The sequence below is a fragment of the Algoriphagus sp. genome, from assembly GCF_030694375.1.
Lineage (GTDB): Bacteria > Bacteroidota > Bacteroidia > Cytophagales > Cyclobacteriaceae > Algoriphagus.
Genome location: NZ_JAUXYL010000026.1, coordinates 245931 through 262958, shown reverse-complemented (window position 1 = coordinate 262958; position 17028 = coordinate 245931). Strand labels below are relative to the sequence as shown.

The following is a 17028-nucleotide window of genomic DNA, read 5'->3' as shown; positions in this document are numbered from 1 at the left end:
TCGAAACACCACTATTCCATTCCCAAAAAATATTCCTCCAAGGGGGTCAATTTACTCCGGCTAGCGGGGGTCAATTTGCTCCGGCCAGAAGGGGTCAGTTTCCTTCGGCTAGCGGGGGTCAATTTGACCGGATTTTGCACTTTATTATTACAACGGTGAGGGATTGGCTACTTACCTTAGGCTTAGCAAAAGTGGGCAATATTCCTGTAGAATTTTGGTCACCATACAAACTGGCGTATTGGAGTTTCCTGGTAGAGAAGTAGATCAATTTTGTAGCAGATTCAATGCTCCTCTTATTTGGGTCAGAGGGTATGAGCCTTTTTGGGAGCCAAATGGGCAACAATTAGCAGAAACAGGTTATTTCAGAAAAGTTGGAACGAACTTTAACCACTACTGGTCGGTAGGAGAATACAATCCTGACAGTTTCTCCCTTAGGTTATGTAAGGGATTTATCACCAATGAGACTTGGAAGGCCTTGGATCAAAGACCTAACCTGATTCAATGGAGCTCATTGCACAGCATGGTAAGGAGTAGATTGGAAACAAGTCCACATCTAAAAGATGGAGATTTAATTGTATTGCCTCATAGACTTTCTCGACTGCAAAAAAGCATTCCGGCTGAAGTAAAACTGATCTATTGGGAATCCTTAGTGGGTTTAAAAGTACACAATGGCTCCGAAGAGGCTTGTTGTTCTGGAGCGATTGAGCAAATCTCAGCCTTGAAGGAAAAGCTTGAGGGAGTAAAATTGCATACTGACCAACGCATACACCTCATTCCATTTTGCCTAGAGTCGGAAATGGAGGTCTATCAAAAAGAGGTGCTAAATCTTCCTTTTAAGACAACAACCTATGGGCTACATCCTTTGGATTTTACTTCATGGCAGGAATTGGAAAATACAGTTCAAACCAGTTTCAAAATAAATAACGAAAGTCTGTAGTTTGTTCAACATTTCTCAGCTATCCAATTTCAACCGGCCCAAAAACCAATTATTATCAATGTAAAAGGTATTTTTCAAAATTTCCAGTTTAACTGAATCTTCTAAAATAATTCCATCAGCAATATTTTTTTCAAGACTTTCTATGTCTACGATATCTGTAACCATGGGTATTTCATTCAGCATGTCCAAAATCAACCAAGGACCAATTTCATAAAAATCTAAGCCGGAATAAATTTCCATTCTATCCTTTTCAGTGCTTTTCTCCATTGGCTGGAGTCTTTTATTTACTTCAGTATAGTTTAAAATAAACTTTCTTTTTGCCTCGGCTATGGATTTGAAGGTCTGAATTTTTCCATCGAGTAAGTCAAATAAATTAGCTATTCCCTCCTCTCTGTATTTCAATAAATAATACTCCAGATTATTCAAAGGGTAAGCCGAATTTTTAAAAGCCGAAGCTTTTACAAGTTGCCAATGATCTTTCAAATGGACGAGTTCATGCTCCCAGATATTCATATTGGGTAATGCTTTCTCGTTACCGTTAAAAAAATGTAAATACCTGTTCAAAAGACTCTGATCCACATGGAATACATAATTTCCTTTGGCAGGATCTGATAGATAAAGGTCATATCCCGCTAAAGCATCAGAACTTTTATAATTCGTATAATCTATTGCCAACTGGATCTGATTGAAGTAAATTCCATCAAGAAGTGGCCACATTCTTTCCAAGGCGGCCTTTAAAACATTTGCGGAATAGTTCTCTATTTTTTCATATAAGGCAATATTTTCCTCACGCCAAATAGACGAATCACCATCTTCTGATTCACCGGCTTTGTAGCCAGGCAACCAAGAGATCCATTCTTCCTCAAGAAACGAATCTTCTTCCAAAGGGTGCGGTGTGAGATAGGCGTAAACTTTTATATCTTCTAATGGGGTCATTTTTTTTATGATTTTGATGATGAAAAATTCAATTTGATCTGGATTTTTTTAAGTGGTAAGTTTATTTATCGGTTGTTTCAATGTGAATAGGGAGTGGATTACTTGCAACTTTTCCTTTTCTATAGTTGAGCGTTCTGTACCTTTTTTCCTCCTCATCCCATTGGTCAAATTCACCGGAATACGGACTTCCGTTTTTCATTTTCCCTTTGAGTAGCCTCCCTTCCTCTTCGCTCCAAATCTGATAGGCTCCATAAAATTTTTGTTTTCTGAAGTTCAGTTTTTGGAATAGTTGTCCACCTTGGAAATAATCCAAATAGTGGGCAAGTTCTCCATTCTTATAGCTACTTATCGTACTGACCGATCCATCCGGATGATAGGTGTGAAGTTTAACTGTTTTATTCTTTCTAGCAAATCCAACCTCATCGGGTGGCAGAGAAAAAAGACTTTGTTGAGCAAAGGCATCAACATGACCCAAGATCAGGTAAACTGGCAGGAAAATCAATAAATGTATTTGCATATGCTAGAGTTGGAAGAAATCCAGTTCCCGAACTTTTTTCTTTCTCCTTCCGGTACTGGTAATCTCCCTAATGGCTTCAGAAATCTCCAATCCTTTGGGCACTGCTGCAAAGAGGAAAAAGGAAGAAAAGGGGTCAGAAGAGACGATCTGGATATTGGAAATCCCGACAATGCGATAAAGAAAAGGGGCTTCATGGTGGATGCCTTTGATTCGATGGAAATAAAGCTCTCGTCGTTTGACTGAAAACACCCCTCTACGCTCGATCACATAATCCTCGTAGAATTCGTAGCGCCAGAAGTACACATCCAAGAGCTGATAAACCATAATCAGAAAAGGAATAACCAGGGGGGAAGCGATTACCCCAAATAGAATATATCCGAAGTTGATCCATTGAGAAGGTTTGAGAATTGGGGGCTGTTCCATGGGTTATATTTTTCTACAAAAATACCCGCCGCCTAGCACTACCTAAGAAAAATACAAGGTTGTAAAATCACTCATGCTGATCCTCAAGGTGATAATTTTGACCCTAAATCATCAACGACCAAATGCGTATTATTGACTCCTTCCTCAATTTCTTATCAACCATTGACTGGGAAATTTTCTCCCTTATTATGTTGGGTTCATTTCTCCTGTCAGCCCTAGGTCAATTCTTGTATTTAACTTACAAATGTCTGAAAGAAGGATTTTTAACCGAGGAATCATTAACCACTCAACTCAGCGTATCAAAAATAGAATTTATAAGGCAAATCGTTGGGTGGTGTGTTGAAAATCTAGGCATGCCTCCCAAAATCAATCGATGGCCAAATATTACACTTCGATATTATCAGCATAAAAAATTTGGCGGACTATATCATCAGCCCACTAAGGAGATTACGGTGTATTGGGCCAGCAATCCTACGTTGATGGACATTGTTAATATCGTAATTCATGAGTATCAGCATTTTTTGGATATCCGAAATGGAAAGCATGATGAGGAATATGCGAGAGAATTGCAAAGGGTGGGATACCACAACAACCCTTTTGAGATACGAGCAAGGAATGCTTCTTCTCAATGGGGAAAAACTTGCTTTGACGAGCTGCGGAGAAAGGGTATTATCTGTGATTAGCTAAACTACCTAATCTAATTTTCTCGATGGGCTTTCGGCTTTGCTGATATCTGACTCTTCTTAAAGGGAAAAATTTCTAAATCAATTCCCCGTTTCGCCCACTTCCCGAGTTTGATCCTTCAGCACCATTTTGCAAATGACAGCTTCAGTCTCTTCACTCTGGAACAGGGCTTTCACTCCCCACGGGCAAAGTTCCCCTACACTTTACCTTTTCTCAATTCCTGGCAAGCCTGGGACTTGGAAAGGCCGATTCGGGGAACACTGCCCCTAGGCTCCATTTTGGGGGCAAGCTATTTTCTGTGATTTGCAACAAGCCATGGGTATAAAATTTCGGTTTTTTATTGACTATTGAATCCTATAAATTTTAGTAGGAGTAATGCAATAGGGGAAGCAATTCTTGTCTACTTCAACTCGGCTTTCAAGAAAGCATTCATGATAAATCTCGTGAGACGCAAATAAAAGTGCTGCTCCTTCAAATTGGAATGGATACCCGTTTTCATCTTTGAAATTCTGCGAACAGTAATTACTTTTCAAATAGTCCTGCAACTTTTTGCTATCGGATTTTACTCCTGAAATTCTTTTATCTGCTTCCCAATTATGCCAAACTGACTTTATTTCTAATCCAAACCTTACTGGCTGGTTCCAATACATTTGAGCTTTTCTGGATTTGGGATGATGATATTTTTCCCAATTATCTTTACCAATCCAAACATTTTCCTCTTTATGTAGAATTGCAATATCAAAAGCATTACAAATTTTTCCCTGATAGTTTTCATAACTATACTCACATTTTACCAAATCCATATCAAATTCAATTTCATTTTGGTACAATGGCAACTTTTCAGGTTGAATTTTTCTTCGATTCTCTTTTAAACAGTCCTTAAGCCGAGTAAATAAAACTGCACGTGTATCTTCTTCCTTAATAAAATCTCGTGGGTATTTTTGAAATTCCTCAATAATAAATTTCTGTATGCAACTTTCAATTTCATTTCTCATATCGGAGCTTTGGTTCAAAATCAAATTTGATTAGGACATTGTTTAAGATAGCTATAGTCTTGAGATTCATTTTGGTTTTAATGAAGTGGTCATTTATTCATTATCCTGTTTCCAATTGGTCTTTAGCGCTCAAAAAGCATTAAGGTTTTTGATGAAATATTATTAGAACAGAAAATTCTCTGAGTTTCGATACTTGAGCAAGACTTCTTCAAGTTTTTTCATTTGCTCTTCCTCTGAACTCCTATGGCTTGGATGGTACATTTCGATGATTAGTCTTTTGGGCTTGCCAGCTTTCAAGAGGTGAAAGAGTTTCACTTTTTTGGAAGCATCTTCTGAAATAAACTGGATATCTCCACCGTAAATAAACCCAAGGTAATGGCGTGTTTTTCCGCAAAGAATAATGTCTGGTTCCAGAATTTCATCAATCTGTTCCTTTAATAACCCTTTGTCTTTTTTTGTAACATTTTCCAGATCTTTTTGAGAGGATGTTTTTGTTCCACTGTATTTTTTCAGATTCAAATAGGCTGTTCCTTTGAGGGAATCGACTGGGTCGTGTTCTTGATTTGGGTAAAGAGTATCTAAAATAAGGGCAATTCTTCTAGAGAGCACACTCAATGTTCCTTTTGACTTTTTGTAATATTCATTACCAAATTTTTCAATCTTTCGTAAGAAACCCTCCCCAAAAACATATCCTTTTTCTGATTCTCTATCAACAGGTGTTTCTTTTAGAATAGAGCAAATTTTGATTTTTGCTTTTAAATAGGCTTCTGGATCCAATGTTCCATCCTGAACAAAAAAGGTGTTCTCATTTGCACCAGAATGAGCCCTCCATCTCTGGAAAAGCTCATTTTCTTTTTCTCTGATATTCATTTGTCGTTATTTAAGCGAAAGTTTGTTGGATATTTAATTGAGCGATATGTAAAATTTAAAAACTAAAGAACAATTGATTTTAAATTAATTATTTAATTTTCTTCTCCAAAATATTCTTGGCTTTTTCCCTCACCAGCTCCTTTAGCCGCTCTGGTTCTTCCACCTTGACTTCGTCCCCATGTGACAGAATCACCGAGATCAGCTCATAGTTGATCTTAACACGGAGACTGATTTGGAGGTTGATGCCGTCATCGACTAAAATCTGCTGGGTAGGATGTATAGGCATAGATTTGATATACCGTCCTTTAAACTCAGTAAAAGTCAGGATCACGGTTTCTACCGGTTCAATGGGATCATTTATAATGCCGATGGTTTCCAAAAAGCGAGATTCTAGATCAGGTGATTTGGGAAGTTTTACTTTCCCAGGCATGGTTTCTAATGACTTGATTCTATCAAGTCCGTAGAATCTGAGTTGATCGGTTTCATTCCAAGCCATCACATACCAGCGATGTAGGTATTCCTTGAGTGCGATGGGACGAAGCTCCCGGGATTCGATCTCCCACAGCCAAAACTTTTCATATTCAAAGCGGACTGCTTCCTGATTTTCGATGGCTTCTAAGATTGGTTTCAGGTATTCCGTGCCACGAGCGAGTCGCTTTTCGAAAAACACCTTTCCGCTCAATCGATTTGCCCGTCTGAAAGCCTGGATGGTCTCAAAAGATTCCATGAGTTCTAAATGATTTTCACAGCTTTCTTCTGCATTTATATGATACCGTGCTGACTTGAAATCAAATTCTATCACTACACCAAAGAGCTCCTGTATTTCTTTCAAGTCTCGGTTTAGTGTTCGTTTGGAGATCTGCAAATCCAAGTCTCCTCCTTCAGACTTTTTTTCCAAAAGACTTTCCACTTGATCCCATGTAAACGGCCCTTTCTTAGCGAGTTTAATCAACTGCAGTTGACGATATAGGGAGGTAAGCTTGCTCATTATTATGTATGTCGGTGTAAAGGAAGAAAGAACCTCTGCCAAAGTAAGGCTTAGGTTAGTAATAATAGGAAAATTTTATCCTCTGTCACCCTTTGGCGTGGGTTGGGTTTAGGTTTGAATTCATGAAAGCAACAAACACCTACCTAAATTTTGATCTCATTCAAAGAGCATTGTTAAAAATTCATCCCAACTACAGTTATTTTCTTGAGGACTTTTTGGAGAAACTAAAGCCAATAATCTACAAACAGCAGTCTATCAATGAGGCTCATTTTATCCATTTAGTAGGATTCATAAAAATGGATAAGGCAAGGGAAATCATCTCCAATGTAATAGAGTTACTCCAATGGCAAAATGAAGCTATTTTCCTATGGGAAGGCTCGGATATAAATTCTCCATCTGCACTTGCCCAAGCGGAGGCTATCCAGGAAAGCTACGCGGAATTTCCCCGGGTTTTGATCACGAATGGCTTGTATGATTTCTTCCACGAAGTGCAGTTTGATAATTTGGATCTCTGCGATTCCGGAAAACAGATAGGCAAATTTCTTCAGGAAAGGAAGGAGTTGGATTTATCTGGATTCCGACTGAATCCAATTTGGGCAGGAGGGAGTTTGATCATAAGCTTTATCCCCGACTTTGAATCGAAGCCATATTATCATAGAGGAGGCTTGCTATAGTACATTTGGGAGAATCCGACTAATGATTTCCAAAGCCTTCGTAAAAATTACTTCCCAATTGAACTGAAGAAATTGGTAGAGAAAAACTATTTGAGGAAAGATGAACTAATCTTTTTTTCTAAGGATGAAAGTAAGGCCATTCAGACGGTGTTGGATTTGATTTTGCTTCGTCCAACCCTCGAAAATATGGGAAGCCAAATTTTGGGAATGCCGGTAACCCTCACTTATCGCGCCTTATCCTACTTTTACGATTATGCATTTTACAAGAGGTTAAGCTTCGCCAAGCAGAAAAATGAAGCTTTGGCATTTTTTGATCCTGTTTTTCGACAATATCCTCGATTAGGTTCCAAAATCTCAGAATCGAGATCTCCTAGGGAATTGACTCTTGATTTCAATGGGGGATGGAGGTTCAAAGAAGTTTCAGATTAGATCAGATTTTATTTCAAAATCAAAAAGTTCAAATACCTTTTTCCATCCGAAACTAAAACTTGCAGAAAAATGAAGAGAAGAAATTTTCTGAAATCCTTGCCTGTATTTGCAGTTGCTCCTTTGACTTTTTCTGCAAATCCAAAGAATGCTTCCAATTCCCGCCATCTGATAGCACTCGGCTCTGCGGCTTGTCGACTGGCTTACAGCAATTTCGAGGGCTTGTCTTTTGACACAGTTACGTTTATTGATCGGGAAAACCCTGGAAATATCGTAGAAAGACAAATATTTATCTCATTCCAATCCCCTGATCATCTTTTTGATCAGGTAGAGCATCTTAGGATTCCAAAAAAGGAATGTCTTCCAGTGCTTCCTTTGAAGCCAGAAATCCAAAGGCATCTGCAAATCCTAAAAGGTGATTTGATTTTTTTTAGCAGGATTGGGTGGGATGACAGCTACACTTCTTAGTCAATCGATTGGTTTCCATTATTTCAATCCTTCTCAGCGAATGGAATGGTTGGCAATGATGCCTTTTGCTTTTGAAGGGATCCGAAAAGAAGTTCAAGCCCAATTGGCAATCCGCGTTCTGGCTGAAAAAAGGATCGATCCTTCTCCGTTGTATCTTGACGACATAAGAGAGAAATATGGAAACCTTGCCATTCGAAGTGCTTACCAAAAGGCGGATGAGTGGGTGGTTGAGGAGTTGTTAGGTTGAAACTAATTTCCAAAACTCTCACTTTTTAACTGTTTTCCCCGCTTCGCCTACTTCCCGAATTTGATCCTTCAGCACCATTTTGCAAATGACAGCTTTCGTCTCTTCACTCTGGAATATGGCTTTCACTCCCCACGGGCAAAGTTCCCCTACACTTTACCTTTTCTCAAGTCCCGGCAAGCCTGGGACTTGGAAAGGTCGTTTCGGGAAACACTGCCCCTAGCCTCCTTTACGGGGGCAAGCCATTTTCGATTTTTCTTCCGCTCCTTGGGGGATTTTCAGTCCGTTTCGGACGGTATCCACTCCGTTCCATTTTTTCCTGCCCAATGCCTCAGTATGTGAGGACATGACACGCCAATGCAAAGGTTGAGTGCTAACCTGCAATGGTCAAAAGTGCGCTTCGCCCTGAGCTAAAAAAACAGGGTCTCCTACGAACTGCCTCCCAGTTTTTTATCCCAAGCTTTTGCCCTATGCAGAACCGCCCTCTTTGGGTTGCATGTCGGTCAGAACCTCAATACCAGTGGATTAAAAAAAATGTCACTTCGCGCCTACATATCGCTCTTCACTTCCCAAAATCTGACCCCAATGAGCGGAGAAAATCTTGGGTTAAGTGTCGGGTCGAACTTCCTAATATCCTTGGATATCATGGGGTTTCAGGGTATTGACCGTCAGGTAGGTGGGATCAGGGAGAGGCATTTTTTGACAAACCTTAAAACATCCTTATTATGAACGCTTGGGAAAATTTCAATCAATTAGCAGAATCCGTTACAAAGGAGATTATCGCTGGAATCGAAAATGAAAACCTTACCTGGGAACAGGTATGGAGTCCTCAAAATGCACCAAAAAACTATGCTTCAGACCGTCCTTATTTGGGCTTCAATGCACTTTGGCTTGCTTGGGTGACCATCCACAAGAAATTCTCGAGACCTTATTTTCTGACCTTTAAACAGGCAAAACATCTTGGCGGAAATGTCAAGAAGGATGAAAAGGGTTCAAAGGTTGTATTTTGGAAAATCTCCAAGTTTGTCAAAGGGCAAACCACCAACGAGGATGGACAGGACCAAGACATCTTTGGTAGAAAATTCACTCCGTTTATCTGGACCGTTTTCAATGTCGATCAAATTGAAGGAATTGATTTTTCTTTCAATGAAGAGGAAGTGAAAGTTTTTTCTCCCATCGAGGCTTGCGAGTCCATTATTTCAGGTTTCCAATCTTGCCCGCCTATCCTTCACGAGGGAAATGATGCTTACTACAGCCCTTCAAGGGACTTAATCAACATGCCTGCAAAGGAATCTTTCAAAGGAGACGAGCAATATTATTCCGTTCTTTTTCATGAGATGATCCACTCTACCGGCCATGGAAGCAGATTGGGAAGATTTGCGGAAAGACCTGCTTTGGTAGGATTTGGTTCAGTAGAGTATTCAAAAGAGGAATTGATTGCCGAAATGGGAGCCAGTTATTTGAATGCTTTTGCAGGGATCAAAGATGCCAATTTCAAAAACTCTTTGGCTTATCTAAAGGGATGGCTTAAGCCGTTAAAAGATGATCCAAAAATGCTGATCTATGCTGCCCAAAAGACCCACCAAGCAGCAAATTATATTCTTGGAATTGACCAAGAGGGGGAGGAGTAATCCCCCTTTTTTTGACAAATTGTTTCTCCTAATATCAACTTTTTCAGAATCAGATTTCTTTGAGTTGATTCAGGTTGAAAATATGATTTTAGGTTTTTCCATTGACTTTTTGCCTAAAAAAACATCCCACCTACTGATTTACTGGTGAAAAATGGGCCAGTTCTTTCAGGAAGTTTATGCTTCCACCAAATCAAAAGACGATGATTTGTAAAGCAAGAAAATGGGAAAGTTTATGGTTTGAGATGCCTACTAGGAATGAAGTAAAAAGGTACTTCATCACAAATAAGTTTGCCAAAGAAGAAGGTGAGGTTTTTTATTATTGCTTGCGAATAAAAAGTTGGCGTTGGGAATCAGGAGAACATATCGGTGATTGGAAAGCTGCTGCCGACATTTGGATGTGGAATCTGGAAAATTAACAGGCTTTCAGTTTTGATCAGAAATCTCCATTCCATAAGCCTTGAAAATCTAATCACTTTTAAAAAGTGAAGGGGTTGGCCTTGCAATAGCGAAATTAAGTGTTTAAAATATGGACATGAAATTGTCAAGAAAATTAACACCAGAGGAAGAGCGTCTAAGGGAGAACTCGGTGACGTTGGAAGGGAGTATCCGTAAGAAAATTTGGAGAATTTGTGTTACCAATTTAAAGTTACCCTATGAAAGACTTGCAGCTTGAAGCCGCCTAAAGGAATTGTGTTTGTTAGCGATTTCATCACCTGACGATGGAGACGAATTCAAGCTTGCGGCATGCTTGAGGGAATTAAGAGAAAGGGAAAGGGGGATGCCTATTTAAAATTTTTGCTCTATTTAAAGCTTATCCAAAATTTCCCGGATTAGTCGCTCTCTGTCCGATTCCTTTTTTCTTTTTGTCCGCAGACTTACGATAAAGAGTATCCAAATCCCCCAAGCAACCGCAAAAAGCGGAAATGGATTTTCTGCTCCCAAAGCTCCAATCATTGCAATGAAGCTGATAAAAATAGTTCCTAAAAATTTAATTGTATTCCACATGGTCATGCACTTAAGATTACAGTATAAGAATTTACGATCCTATTTCAAAGTTGTTGTGTTTAAAAATGTAAATGTGTAAAGATGTTTTTATATAAATATTGATTTATCGCTTTTTTGGCTTAATGTTGTTTTTTTAGCTCAATGCCTGGAACCAATAGAAAAAAGCTGCTTTATCTCTTGACTTTTTTAGCTTGTTCAGAAAGTTTAGCTCACCTATTATTTCCAGTCGGCTGATGTCCTGACCATTAAATTTCTCTAATGCTGAATAGTCCTGGTTCTTTAATCGTTTGGCTAGATAAGCTGCCTTACCTGCTGCAAGTATGGCATCCTCAATTTTGAAGTTTTCGGCAATCAAGAAGCCTTCAAACCTGAGAATTCCTGTGGTCAGTTCTTTAAATCTTGATTTGGCAGGTTCTTCAGAGTTTTTGGCTCGTTTGGCAATGAGTATGGAAGTAGTAAATATATCTTCCAATATATCCGGTAACCCGATTTCAAGTCCTCGATAGTTGATTTCCTTGGTTCCGATTTTCTCAAAACTTAATGCGATTTCTTCTGCTTTTTCGGCTTCGTCAAAGAGACATCCTATGTCAAAAAGCTGTTTGATGATTTCTTGCTCTTTGTCTTTACCATATAAAATCCCTACAGTATTTGGTGCAAATGCTGTTAGTTTATCTCCTAAAATGGATTCGATAGAAGGTACTGTTACTTCCAACAATTCTTCCGATTCTATCCATTCTGCTTGAATGGGAGCAGAAAACAGTCTTGGATAGTCGGATTCTTCAAACAGAATGTCCAACAATATAAAATGCGCACTTTGGTTAAGGTTGGATTCATAATCAAATTCGTAATGAGCCTTAGGTACTCCTTCTTTGTAGCTCCTTCTATCTTGCAATTCCCAACTTTTGAAATTTGAGTTTGCGACTACTTTGTCAAGGACAGCTTCAACTTCCACCCGACTCTGAGTGGTAATAATGTCAATATCAATTGAAAACCGCCTAGACTTGGAAAGTAACAAAACAAGACTTGTCCCGCCCTTAAATGTGAAATTCAATCCATTTGCTTTGAGTTGCTGCAATAAGGATAGGGCATGAATCATCTTCTCCAATATCGGAGGATTGATACGCTTTAAATGTTTTTGCTGCTTAAAGCCGTTGATCCATTCTTTGGTAAAACAATGCGCCTTTATCATTCTAAAATATCATTTACGAGGTAACCAAAGTTGGTCCCCAAGTAAATTTTGATTTGTTCCTCTTTATTTCTCCTTCTAGCGTAGCTGAAGAGCTTGGTGAAGTTTATCTGGTAGCGTTTTAAAGCATTTTCAAACAGTGCATTCATTTCGCTGCCCTTAATAGCGTAGAAGGTTACCGCATCGCTATACACATCAATAAGGATCTTTTCCAAAGTGGGTACAAAAATTTCATCCTTGGATTTTTCCTTTATCGCAACTTTCTGTTTTGGTGAGCGGCTGATAAGCGGTTTTATGATGATGGAAACTTCACTTTCCAAATACCTTTCCATGATCTCTGCTTTTGGGTCCAGAAACACTTTATATTGTTTGGATTCTGAATAAGCATGGAATACCTCCTCAACAAAATCCTTTTCCACCTCAAGAATATAAAAGACGGTTCCTAATTGATGTCGGGTAAAATCATTGAGCCATTCTGTATTCCATAGACAGTAATCCAATTTATCAAACTCTTTGGCCACTATCTTGGATAGGCTAGCCAGTTTCTCGGATAGAAATGGTTTGTATTCTTCTTTTCCGGAAATGGTATAAACACCCAGTTTCGTCTGATCAATCACTTTTCGTTTGACCAAATCATGAATTCTCCAAGTTAAAGCACTTTCTGAAATTTCAGGATCTAAATCAGTCAAAAAGGAATTAAGGGTATTTCGATCGAAATGACCTTTACCTTTAAATTGCTTCAATATTTGACGATCAATGATTTTAGACATCGCTGAGTTTTGCCAGTCGCTAAGTTATTTGGCAATTTATAGGTTTACTTAAATTTGCCAGTTATACAAATATAATGGCAAAAAATGAAAATACTCATAAATGCCAGTAAAATATGTTTACTGGCATTTATGAGTAAAAATTAAGCCTTCGAATAACTTTGAAAAGAGAACCTGTGGTTTAATCCTCATTTTTCAGTAATTATTCGGAATTAACGTCTTACAATTTGAAACATTGCAAATCGCAATTTGTAGCGCAGTTGGCGATAGGCATTTTAATGAGAAGTTAAGTCAGTACTCTTGAAAGGCGCTTTTTTATGTCACTATTGTTTTTTGTAGCTTGAACAATCTTAAGTCTACGCCTTTTGAACTAATATGCTAGAGCCACTTTTAATCGTCACCTTATTTTTAGGAACTGGATTTGTACTTTCCTTGGTCCAAGATTCACATTTGAAAAAGCCATTTCTTTCGAAGAAGTGGTTTAGACTGGTTAGCCTTGGTTCCTTTAGCTTTTTTCTTTTGGGGTCTTTTGCAGCATTGAAGTTTCTTTTTGGATTCTAAAGCCAATCGCAACTCGTACCAATCGTACGCTTCGTACCCCTCGCACGGTACGAATAGTTCGAAGATCGAAATTCGAAAAGATTAAGTCGAATTTCAGATTTGACCTATCTCAGGATTTGATCAGTTGTGGGTTTGGCGTTTTTAATTCCTTGTTGACTTTTTTAAAAAAAATAGCTGATAATTTCTTTGGATAATGCCTTTGAACAAGTGACAAGAGGTATCACTTCAAAAATTGGAAAGATTCGCTACTAAATTCGCTACTAAATTCAAAAAATAAACCCTAACTTTCAGTATTTCAGATAGTTAGGGTTTTGTCTTGCAGAGGAGGAGGGATTCGAACCCCCGGTACCTCACGGTACAACGGTTTTCAAGACCGCCGCGATCGACCACTCTGCCACTCCTCTGTGCTGTGTTCGCTCTTTTCGAGATCGCAAAAGTAAGGGGATTCTCTTTTTATCCAATGAACTCACCCACTTTTTCTTTTAAGTGTCTGATTTTTATGGGTTAAATTTTTTTCGCTCCCCCTTTCAATTCTTTCCATTAAGCTTTTTTAGAATTCTAAACCAAGCATTCAGTTTCGGCAGCGACGTATTAACCTTTAACTATTTAACCCTTAACAACTAACCGGCTTCGACTCTCCACCTCGGCAGACAAGCTAAACTTGACAACCTGGCTACTGTGACTGACCACTTTAAACGGCTTCGACTCTCCGCTCAGCCTGACAAAACTGCCAACTGCGACTGAAAACTACTATCCACTTACCTCTTACTCTTTACCACTTACAAGCCTCCCACTTCCTCACCTCCAAACTTCCCAACCTCCAAACCTCCTAACTCCCCTTCACCTCAGCAATCCACTCCTTCACCACTTTTTCCAAAATATCCAAAGGCAAGGCCCCTCCACCCAAAACAACATCATGAAAGGCTTTTAAATCAAATTTGTCACCCAACTCCGTCTCTGCATGTTTGCGCAGTTCCTGGATTTTCAGCATCCCGATCTTATAGCCCGTAGCCTGACCGGGGATCACCATATAGCGTCGCACCTCCGCCTGAATCGCTCCGGGAGCAATGGAGGAGTTTTCTGAGAAGTACTTGATCGCATCGGCCTCTGTCCAGCCTTTGGCGTGGAGACCGGTATCTGTCACCAGTCGAATCGCTCGCCAGATTTCATTGACCAAGCGTCCAAAGTCATAATAGGGGTTTTTGTATTGCCCCATTTCTTTTGCCAAAGCTTCAGAATACAAGGCCCAACCTTCTACATAGGCATTGAAACCCATCTGCGTGCGGAATTTGGGTACAGACTCCAATTCCTGTGCGATCGAAATCTGCATGTGATGCCCCGGGCTTCCTTCGTGATAGGCTACGCCTTCCATGGTAGACTTGGGCATAGCCTTCATGTCCGATAGGTGAACATAATAGGTGCCCGGCCTGCTGCCATCGGGCGTGCCTTGATTGTAATGTTGCGGTGCCCCGTCTTGCTCACGAAAAGCTTCCACCCGTTTCACCACCAGGTCTGCTTTGGGTAAGATGCCAAAATACTGTGGTAATTTTTGTTTTATCTCATCCAGAAAAGCCGTGGACTCGTCCAGATAGGCCTGTCTTCCTTCGTCGGTATTCGGGAAGAAAAACTGTGGGTCACTGTTCACAAACTTGAAAAAAGCAGGTAAATCTCCGGTAAAGCCTACCTGATCCTTGATTGCAAGCATTTCCTGCTGAATTCGCTTCACTTCGCTCAGTCCGATCTGATGGATTTCCTCGGCAGTCAGACTGGTAGTCGTGGAGGACTTGAGTTTGTGAGCATAGAATGCATTTCCCATTTCATGCCGACTCAGGCCCGTTGGTTTTTCCTCCAGATTGGGGAGTTCGGTTTTCAGCCAGTCAATCAGTGCTTCATAGGCTGGTTTGAAACTTTCCAGCAGGGCATTTTTGGTGTTTGTCCTGAATTCTTCTGCCTGTTCAGCGGTGATTTTCCCGTCTTTCTCCAGCTTATCGATTTTCCCCAAAGCATCTGTCCAAAGTGGGGCGTTATTTTTTCCAGCTGTAAATGGCTGTCCCTGAATCAATGCCCCCGACTGCTGGATGACATACTCATAGGCGAATTTTGGGGGTCTTATGCCGGATGCGGTCTGTAATTTTGCCCGTTCCAATAGTTGGTTGATGGCCCTGCCGGATTCCTTGATTCGTGACACCAAAGCTTCCATATCTGAGGCTTCATCGACCTTATGAAAATTGATCAGCATGGTCGGAATCATCGTATGCACACCTCCCATCTGATTGAAAACGTAATTCATTCTCCGAAACTGCAGGTCGCCCTTTTCCATTTCGTACTGATATTTCCAAAGCTCATAGGAGACTTTGGCCTGAGGGCTTAGGAGGGTGTAGTCAAATTTTGACTCCATTTCCTTCACACTTTCCGCCATCCAAGCCAGCTTTTTATCTTCTGCTTCTTCGCTCATGTCGTCTATTTCGCCGTAGCGGTCTTTTCTCCCCTGAGTGGTCAGTTGCAAAGGACTCATTTGAAGGAGTTCTTCATATTCTGAGTCAAACCATGCGTTGATTTCAGAATCCGGGATGACTTTGGGTTCAGGTTTACTGCATCCCTGTAGAAGAGTCAGGGCAAATAAAATGCTGATGGGAAGGATGTTGCGATTCATAGTTTCTCGTTGCGTGGTTTGTGGTCAAAAGTATAAGATTTAGCCGGACAATAAATAAGCTTAAGCTTTAAGCCTGATTATCAGTTGTTTTTTGGGCTTCCAGTTGCATTTTTCGTCGATTTTCTCGCTCGCGCTGTTTTTCCTCAGCCAAATCCAAACTCACATTGACCTCAAAACAAACCAACACAATCAGAGAGGTAATCCAAAGCCAAAGCATCAAGGCGATGAAGGTCCCGATGGATCCATAGAGTTTGTTGTAGCTGGCAAAATTGTTTAGGTAAAAAATAAACGCATAAAAGGCCACGGTAATCAGGAAACCGGAGAGCCGGGCTCCCACTGAGAAAAATTTCCACTTATCATGGACGGCAGGGGCGAGTCGAAAGATGAAGGCTGAAGTGATGTAAAAGACAAAAAGCAGGATTAAGAATTTAAACGTGTTGAAAAGAAAAATCATGAAATTGGTGTTGAAAACCTGCATTTCATCCAGTGCATTGATCATCAGACTGCCAATGATCATGACCGTACTGGCAGTGAAAATGGTCAATACCAATGCAAACACGATACTGACAGCAACGATTCTGGCTTTCAAAAAGCCACGGTTTTCCCGCGTTTTATAGACGGAATTGAAGGAGGCCATCATGGACATGACACCCTGCGTGGAGGCGAAAAGGGCGAAAAAGAAGCCGAAGGATAGCAGGCTTTGCCTTGGCTTGGACACGATGTCCATCAGTGTGGTTTCGATGTTCTCATAAATCCCATCCGGCATGACTGTCTGCACAAATCCAAAGATATTCTCAGTAGTCACCACCGGAAAAAAATCCTGGAGATAGGGGATCATGTTGAGTAAAAACAGCATCAATGGGAACAGTGCAATGGTGTAACTGAAAGCCATTGCCCCGGCCCGTTCGCTGATGTCATCTTTTTTGAGTTGCTGGATGAAGATCCTGACGACGTCGTAGAGATTTTTGTCGGGGCTGCCAAAGTGAATTTTCTTCAAATGCCTTGCCTTCAGTTGAAAGCGTAATCTCCATTTGAATAGTTTTTTGTTGACCACGATAGATTG

General features: G+C 40.1%; 21 protein-coding genes and 1 tRNA gene. 9 read left to right on the top strand and 13 right to left on the bottom strand.

Features of this window, described 5'->3' with window-relative positions; translation table 11 throughout:
- Both Q8M62_RS10570 and Q8M62_RS10565 read left to right on the top strand, forming a co-directional pair.
- Positions 1-263, top strand: a 263-nt coding sequence (locus Q8M62_RS10570) for a hypothetical protein (RefSeq protein WP_305668087.1), incomplete at its 5' end; no start/stop codon positions are given.
- Complete coding sequence (locus Q8M62_RS10565) at positions 239-937, top strand: hypothetical protein (protein WP_305668086.1); 699 nt, start codon at positions 239-241, stop codon at positions 935-937. The genes Q8M62_RS10570 and Q8M62_RS10565, both read left to right, overlap by 25 nt.
- Before the next feature lie 15 nt (positions 938-952).
- Here Q8M62_RS10565 and Q8M62_RS10560 read toward each other — a convergent pair whose 3' ends face one another.
- The 3 genes from Q8M62_RS10560 to Q8M62_RS10550 form a co-directional block, all read right to left on the bottom strand.
- Complete coding sequence (locus Q8M62_RS10560; RefSeq protein WP_304902679.1) at positions 953-1873, bottom strand: hypothetical protein; 921 nt, start codon at positions 1871-1873, stop codon at positions 953-955.
- Between the two features lie 61 nt (positions 1874-1934).
- Positions 1935-2390, bottom strand: coding sequence for a toxin-antitoxin system YwqK family antitoxin (locus Q8M62_RS10555; RefSeq protein WP_304902678.1), 456 nt, complete (start codon positions 2388-2390; stop codon positions 1935-1937).
- 3 nt (positions 2391-2393) lie between these two features.
- A complete protein-coding gene (locus tag Q8M62_RS10550) occupies positions 2394-2813 on the bottom strand; it encodes a PH domain-containing protein (protein ID WP_304902677.1) in 420 nt (139 codons plus the stop codon).
- Between the two features lie 353 nt (positions 2814-3166).
- Between Q8M62_RS10550 and Q8M62_RS10545 the strand changes: the two genes are divergently transcribed.
- Positions 3167-3496, top strand: a complete 330-nt coding sequence (locus Q8M62_RS10545; protein ID WP_304902676.1) for a hypothetical protein — start codon at positions 3167-3169, stop codon at positions 3494-3496.
- Positions 3497-3841: 345 nt separating this feature from the next.
- Here Q8M62_RS10545 and Q8M62_RS10540 read toward each other — a convergent pair whose 3' ends face one another.
- The 3 genes from Q8M62_RS10540 to Q8M62_RS10530 form a co-directional block, all read right to left on the bottom strand.
- Entirely contained in the window at positions 3842-4492 is a 651-nt protein-coding gene (locus Q8M62_RS10540) for a hypothetical protein (protein WP_305668085.1), read from the bottom strand.
- A 162-nt stretch (positions 4493-4654) separates the two neighbouring features.
- The gene (locus tag Q8M62_RS10535; RefSeq protein WP_304902674.1) at positions 4655-5269 is read right to left on the bottom strand and encodes a hypothetical protein; all 615 of its coding nucleotides are present in this window, start codon (positions 5267-5269) and stop codon (positions 4655-4657) included.
- A 181-nt stretch (positions 5270-5450) separates the two neighbouring features.
- A complete protein-coding gene (locus tag Q8M62_RS10530) occupies positions 5451-6350 on the bottom strand; it encodes a YafY family protein (protein ID WP_304902673.1) in 900 nt (299 codons plus the stop codon).
- Between the two features lie 122 nt (positions 6351-6472).
- Here Q8M62_RS10530 and Q8M62_RS10525 point away from each other — a divergent pair, with 122 nt between their 5' ends.
- The 4 genes from Q8M62_RS10525 to Q8M62_RS10510 all read left to right on the top strand — a co-directional run bounded on the left by Q8M62_RS10525 (position 6473) and on the right by Q8M62_RS10510 (position 8165).
- Positions 6473-7024: a hypothetical protein gene (locus Q8M62_RS10525; RefSeq protein ID WP_304902672.1), complete on the top strand. Its 552-nt coding sequence runs from the start codon at positions 6473-6475 to the stop codon at positions 7022-7024.
- A gap of 186 nt (positions 7025-7210) precedes the next feature.
- Complete coding sequence (locus Q8M62_RS10520) at positions 7211-7453, top strand: hypothetical protein (protein ID WP_305668084.1); 243 nt, start codon at positions 7211-7213, stop codon at positions 7451-7453.
- A 69-nt stretch (positions 7454-7522) separates the two neighbouring features.
- On the top strand, positions 7523-7918 hold the full coding sequence (locus Q8M62_RS10515) for a hypothetical protein (protein ID WP_304902670.1): 396 nt from the start codon (positions 7523-7525) through the stop codon (positions 7916-7918).
- Positions 7899-8165, top strand: coding sequence for a hypothetical protein (locus tag Q8M62_RS10510; protein WP_304902669.1), 267 nt, complete (start codon positions 7899-7901; stop codon positions 8163-8165). The genes Q8M62_RS10515 and Q8M62_RS10510 overlap by 20 nt, the downstream gene beginning before the upstream one ends.
- 216 nt (positions 8166-8381) lie before the next feature.
- Here Q8M62_RS10510 and Q8M62_RS10505 read toward each other — a convergent pair whose 3' ends face one another.
- Positions 8382-8510: a hypothetical protein gene (locus Q8M62_RS10505; protein WP_305668083.1), complete on the bottom strand. Its 129-nt coding sequence runs from the start codon at positions 8508-8510 to the stop codon at positions 8382-8384.
- 377 nt (positions 8511-8887) lie between these two features.
- Here Q8M62_RS10505 and Q8M62_RS10500 point away from each other — a divergent pair, with 377 nt between their 5' ends.
- Positions 8888-9793: an ArdC family protein gene (locus Q8M62_RS10500; RefSeq protein WP_304902668.1), complete on the top strand. Its 906-nt coding sequence runs from the start codon at positions 8888-8890 to the stop codon at positions 9791-9793.
- Between the two features lie 200 nt (positions 9794-9993).
- Entirely contained in the window at positions 9994-10209 is a 216-nt protein-coding gene (locus tag Q8M62_RS10495; protein ID WP_304902667.1) for a hypothetical protein, read from the top strand.
- A gap of 388 nt (positions 10210-10597) precedes the next feature.
- On the opposite strand, the gene Q8M62_RS10490 is transcribed toward Q8M62_RS10495, so the two are convergent.
- From Q8M62_RS10490 to Q8M62_RS10465, 6 genes are all read right to left on the bottom strand, one after another.
- Positions 10598-10798, bottom strand: a complete 201-nt coding sequence (locus Q8M62_RS10490) for a hypothetical protein (protein ID WP_304902666.1) — start codon at positions 10796-10798, stop codon at positions 10598-10600.
- A 133-nt stretch (positions 10799-10931) separates the two neighbouring features.
- Positions 10932-11987 (bottom strand): nucleotidyl transferase AbiEii/AbiGii toxin family protein, encoded by a 1056-nt coding sequence (locus Q8M62_RS10485; RefSeq protein ID WP_304902665.1) that lies wholly within the window; start codon positions 11985-11987, stop codon positions 10932-10934.
- Positions 11984-12754, bottom strand: a complete 771-nt coding sequence (locus Q8M62_RS10480; RefSeq protein WP_304902664.1) for a DUF6577 family protein — start codon at positions 12752-12754, stop codon at positions 11984-11986. The genes Q8M62_RS10485 and Q8M62_RS10480 overlap by 4 nt, the downstream gene beginning before the upstream one ends.
- 877 nt (positions 12755-13631) lie before the next feature.
- Positions 13632-13716, bottom strand: a tRNA-Ser gene (locus tag Q8M62_RS10475).
- A 425-nt stretch (positions 13717-14141) separates the two neighbouring features.
- Complete coding sequence (locus tag Q8M62_RS10470; RefSeq protein WP_304902663.1) at positions 14142-15965, bottom strand: DUF885 family protein; 1824 nt, start codon at positions 15963-15965, stop codon at positions 14142-14144.
- Positions 15966-16032: 67 nt separating this feature from the next.
- A complete protein-coding gene (locus tag Q8M62_RS10465; protein WP_304902662.1) occupies positions 16033-17019 on the bottom strand; it encodes a YihY/virulence factor BrkB family protein in 987 nt (328 codons plus the stop codon).
- Between the last annotated feature and the right edge of the window lie 9 nt (positions 17020-17028).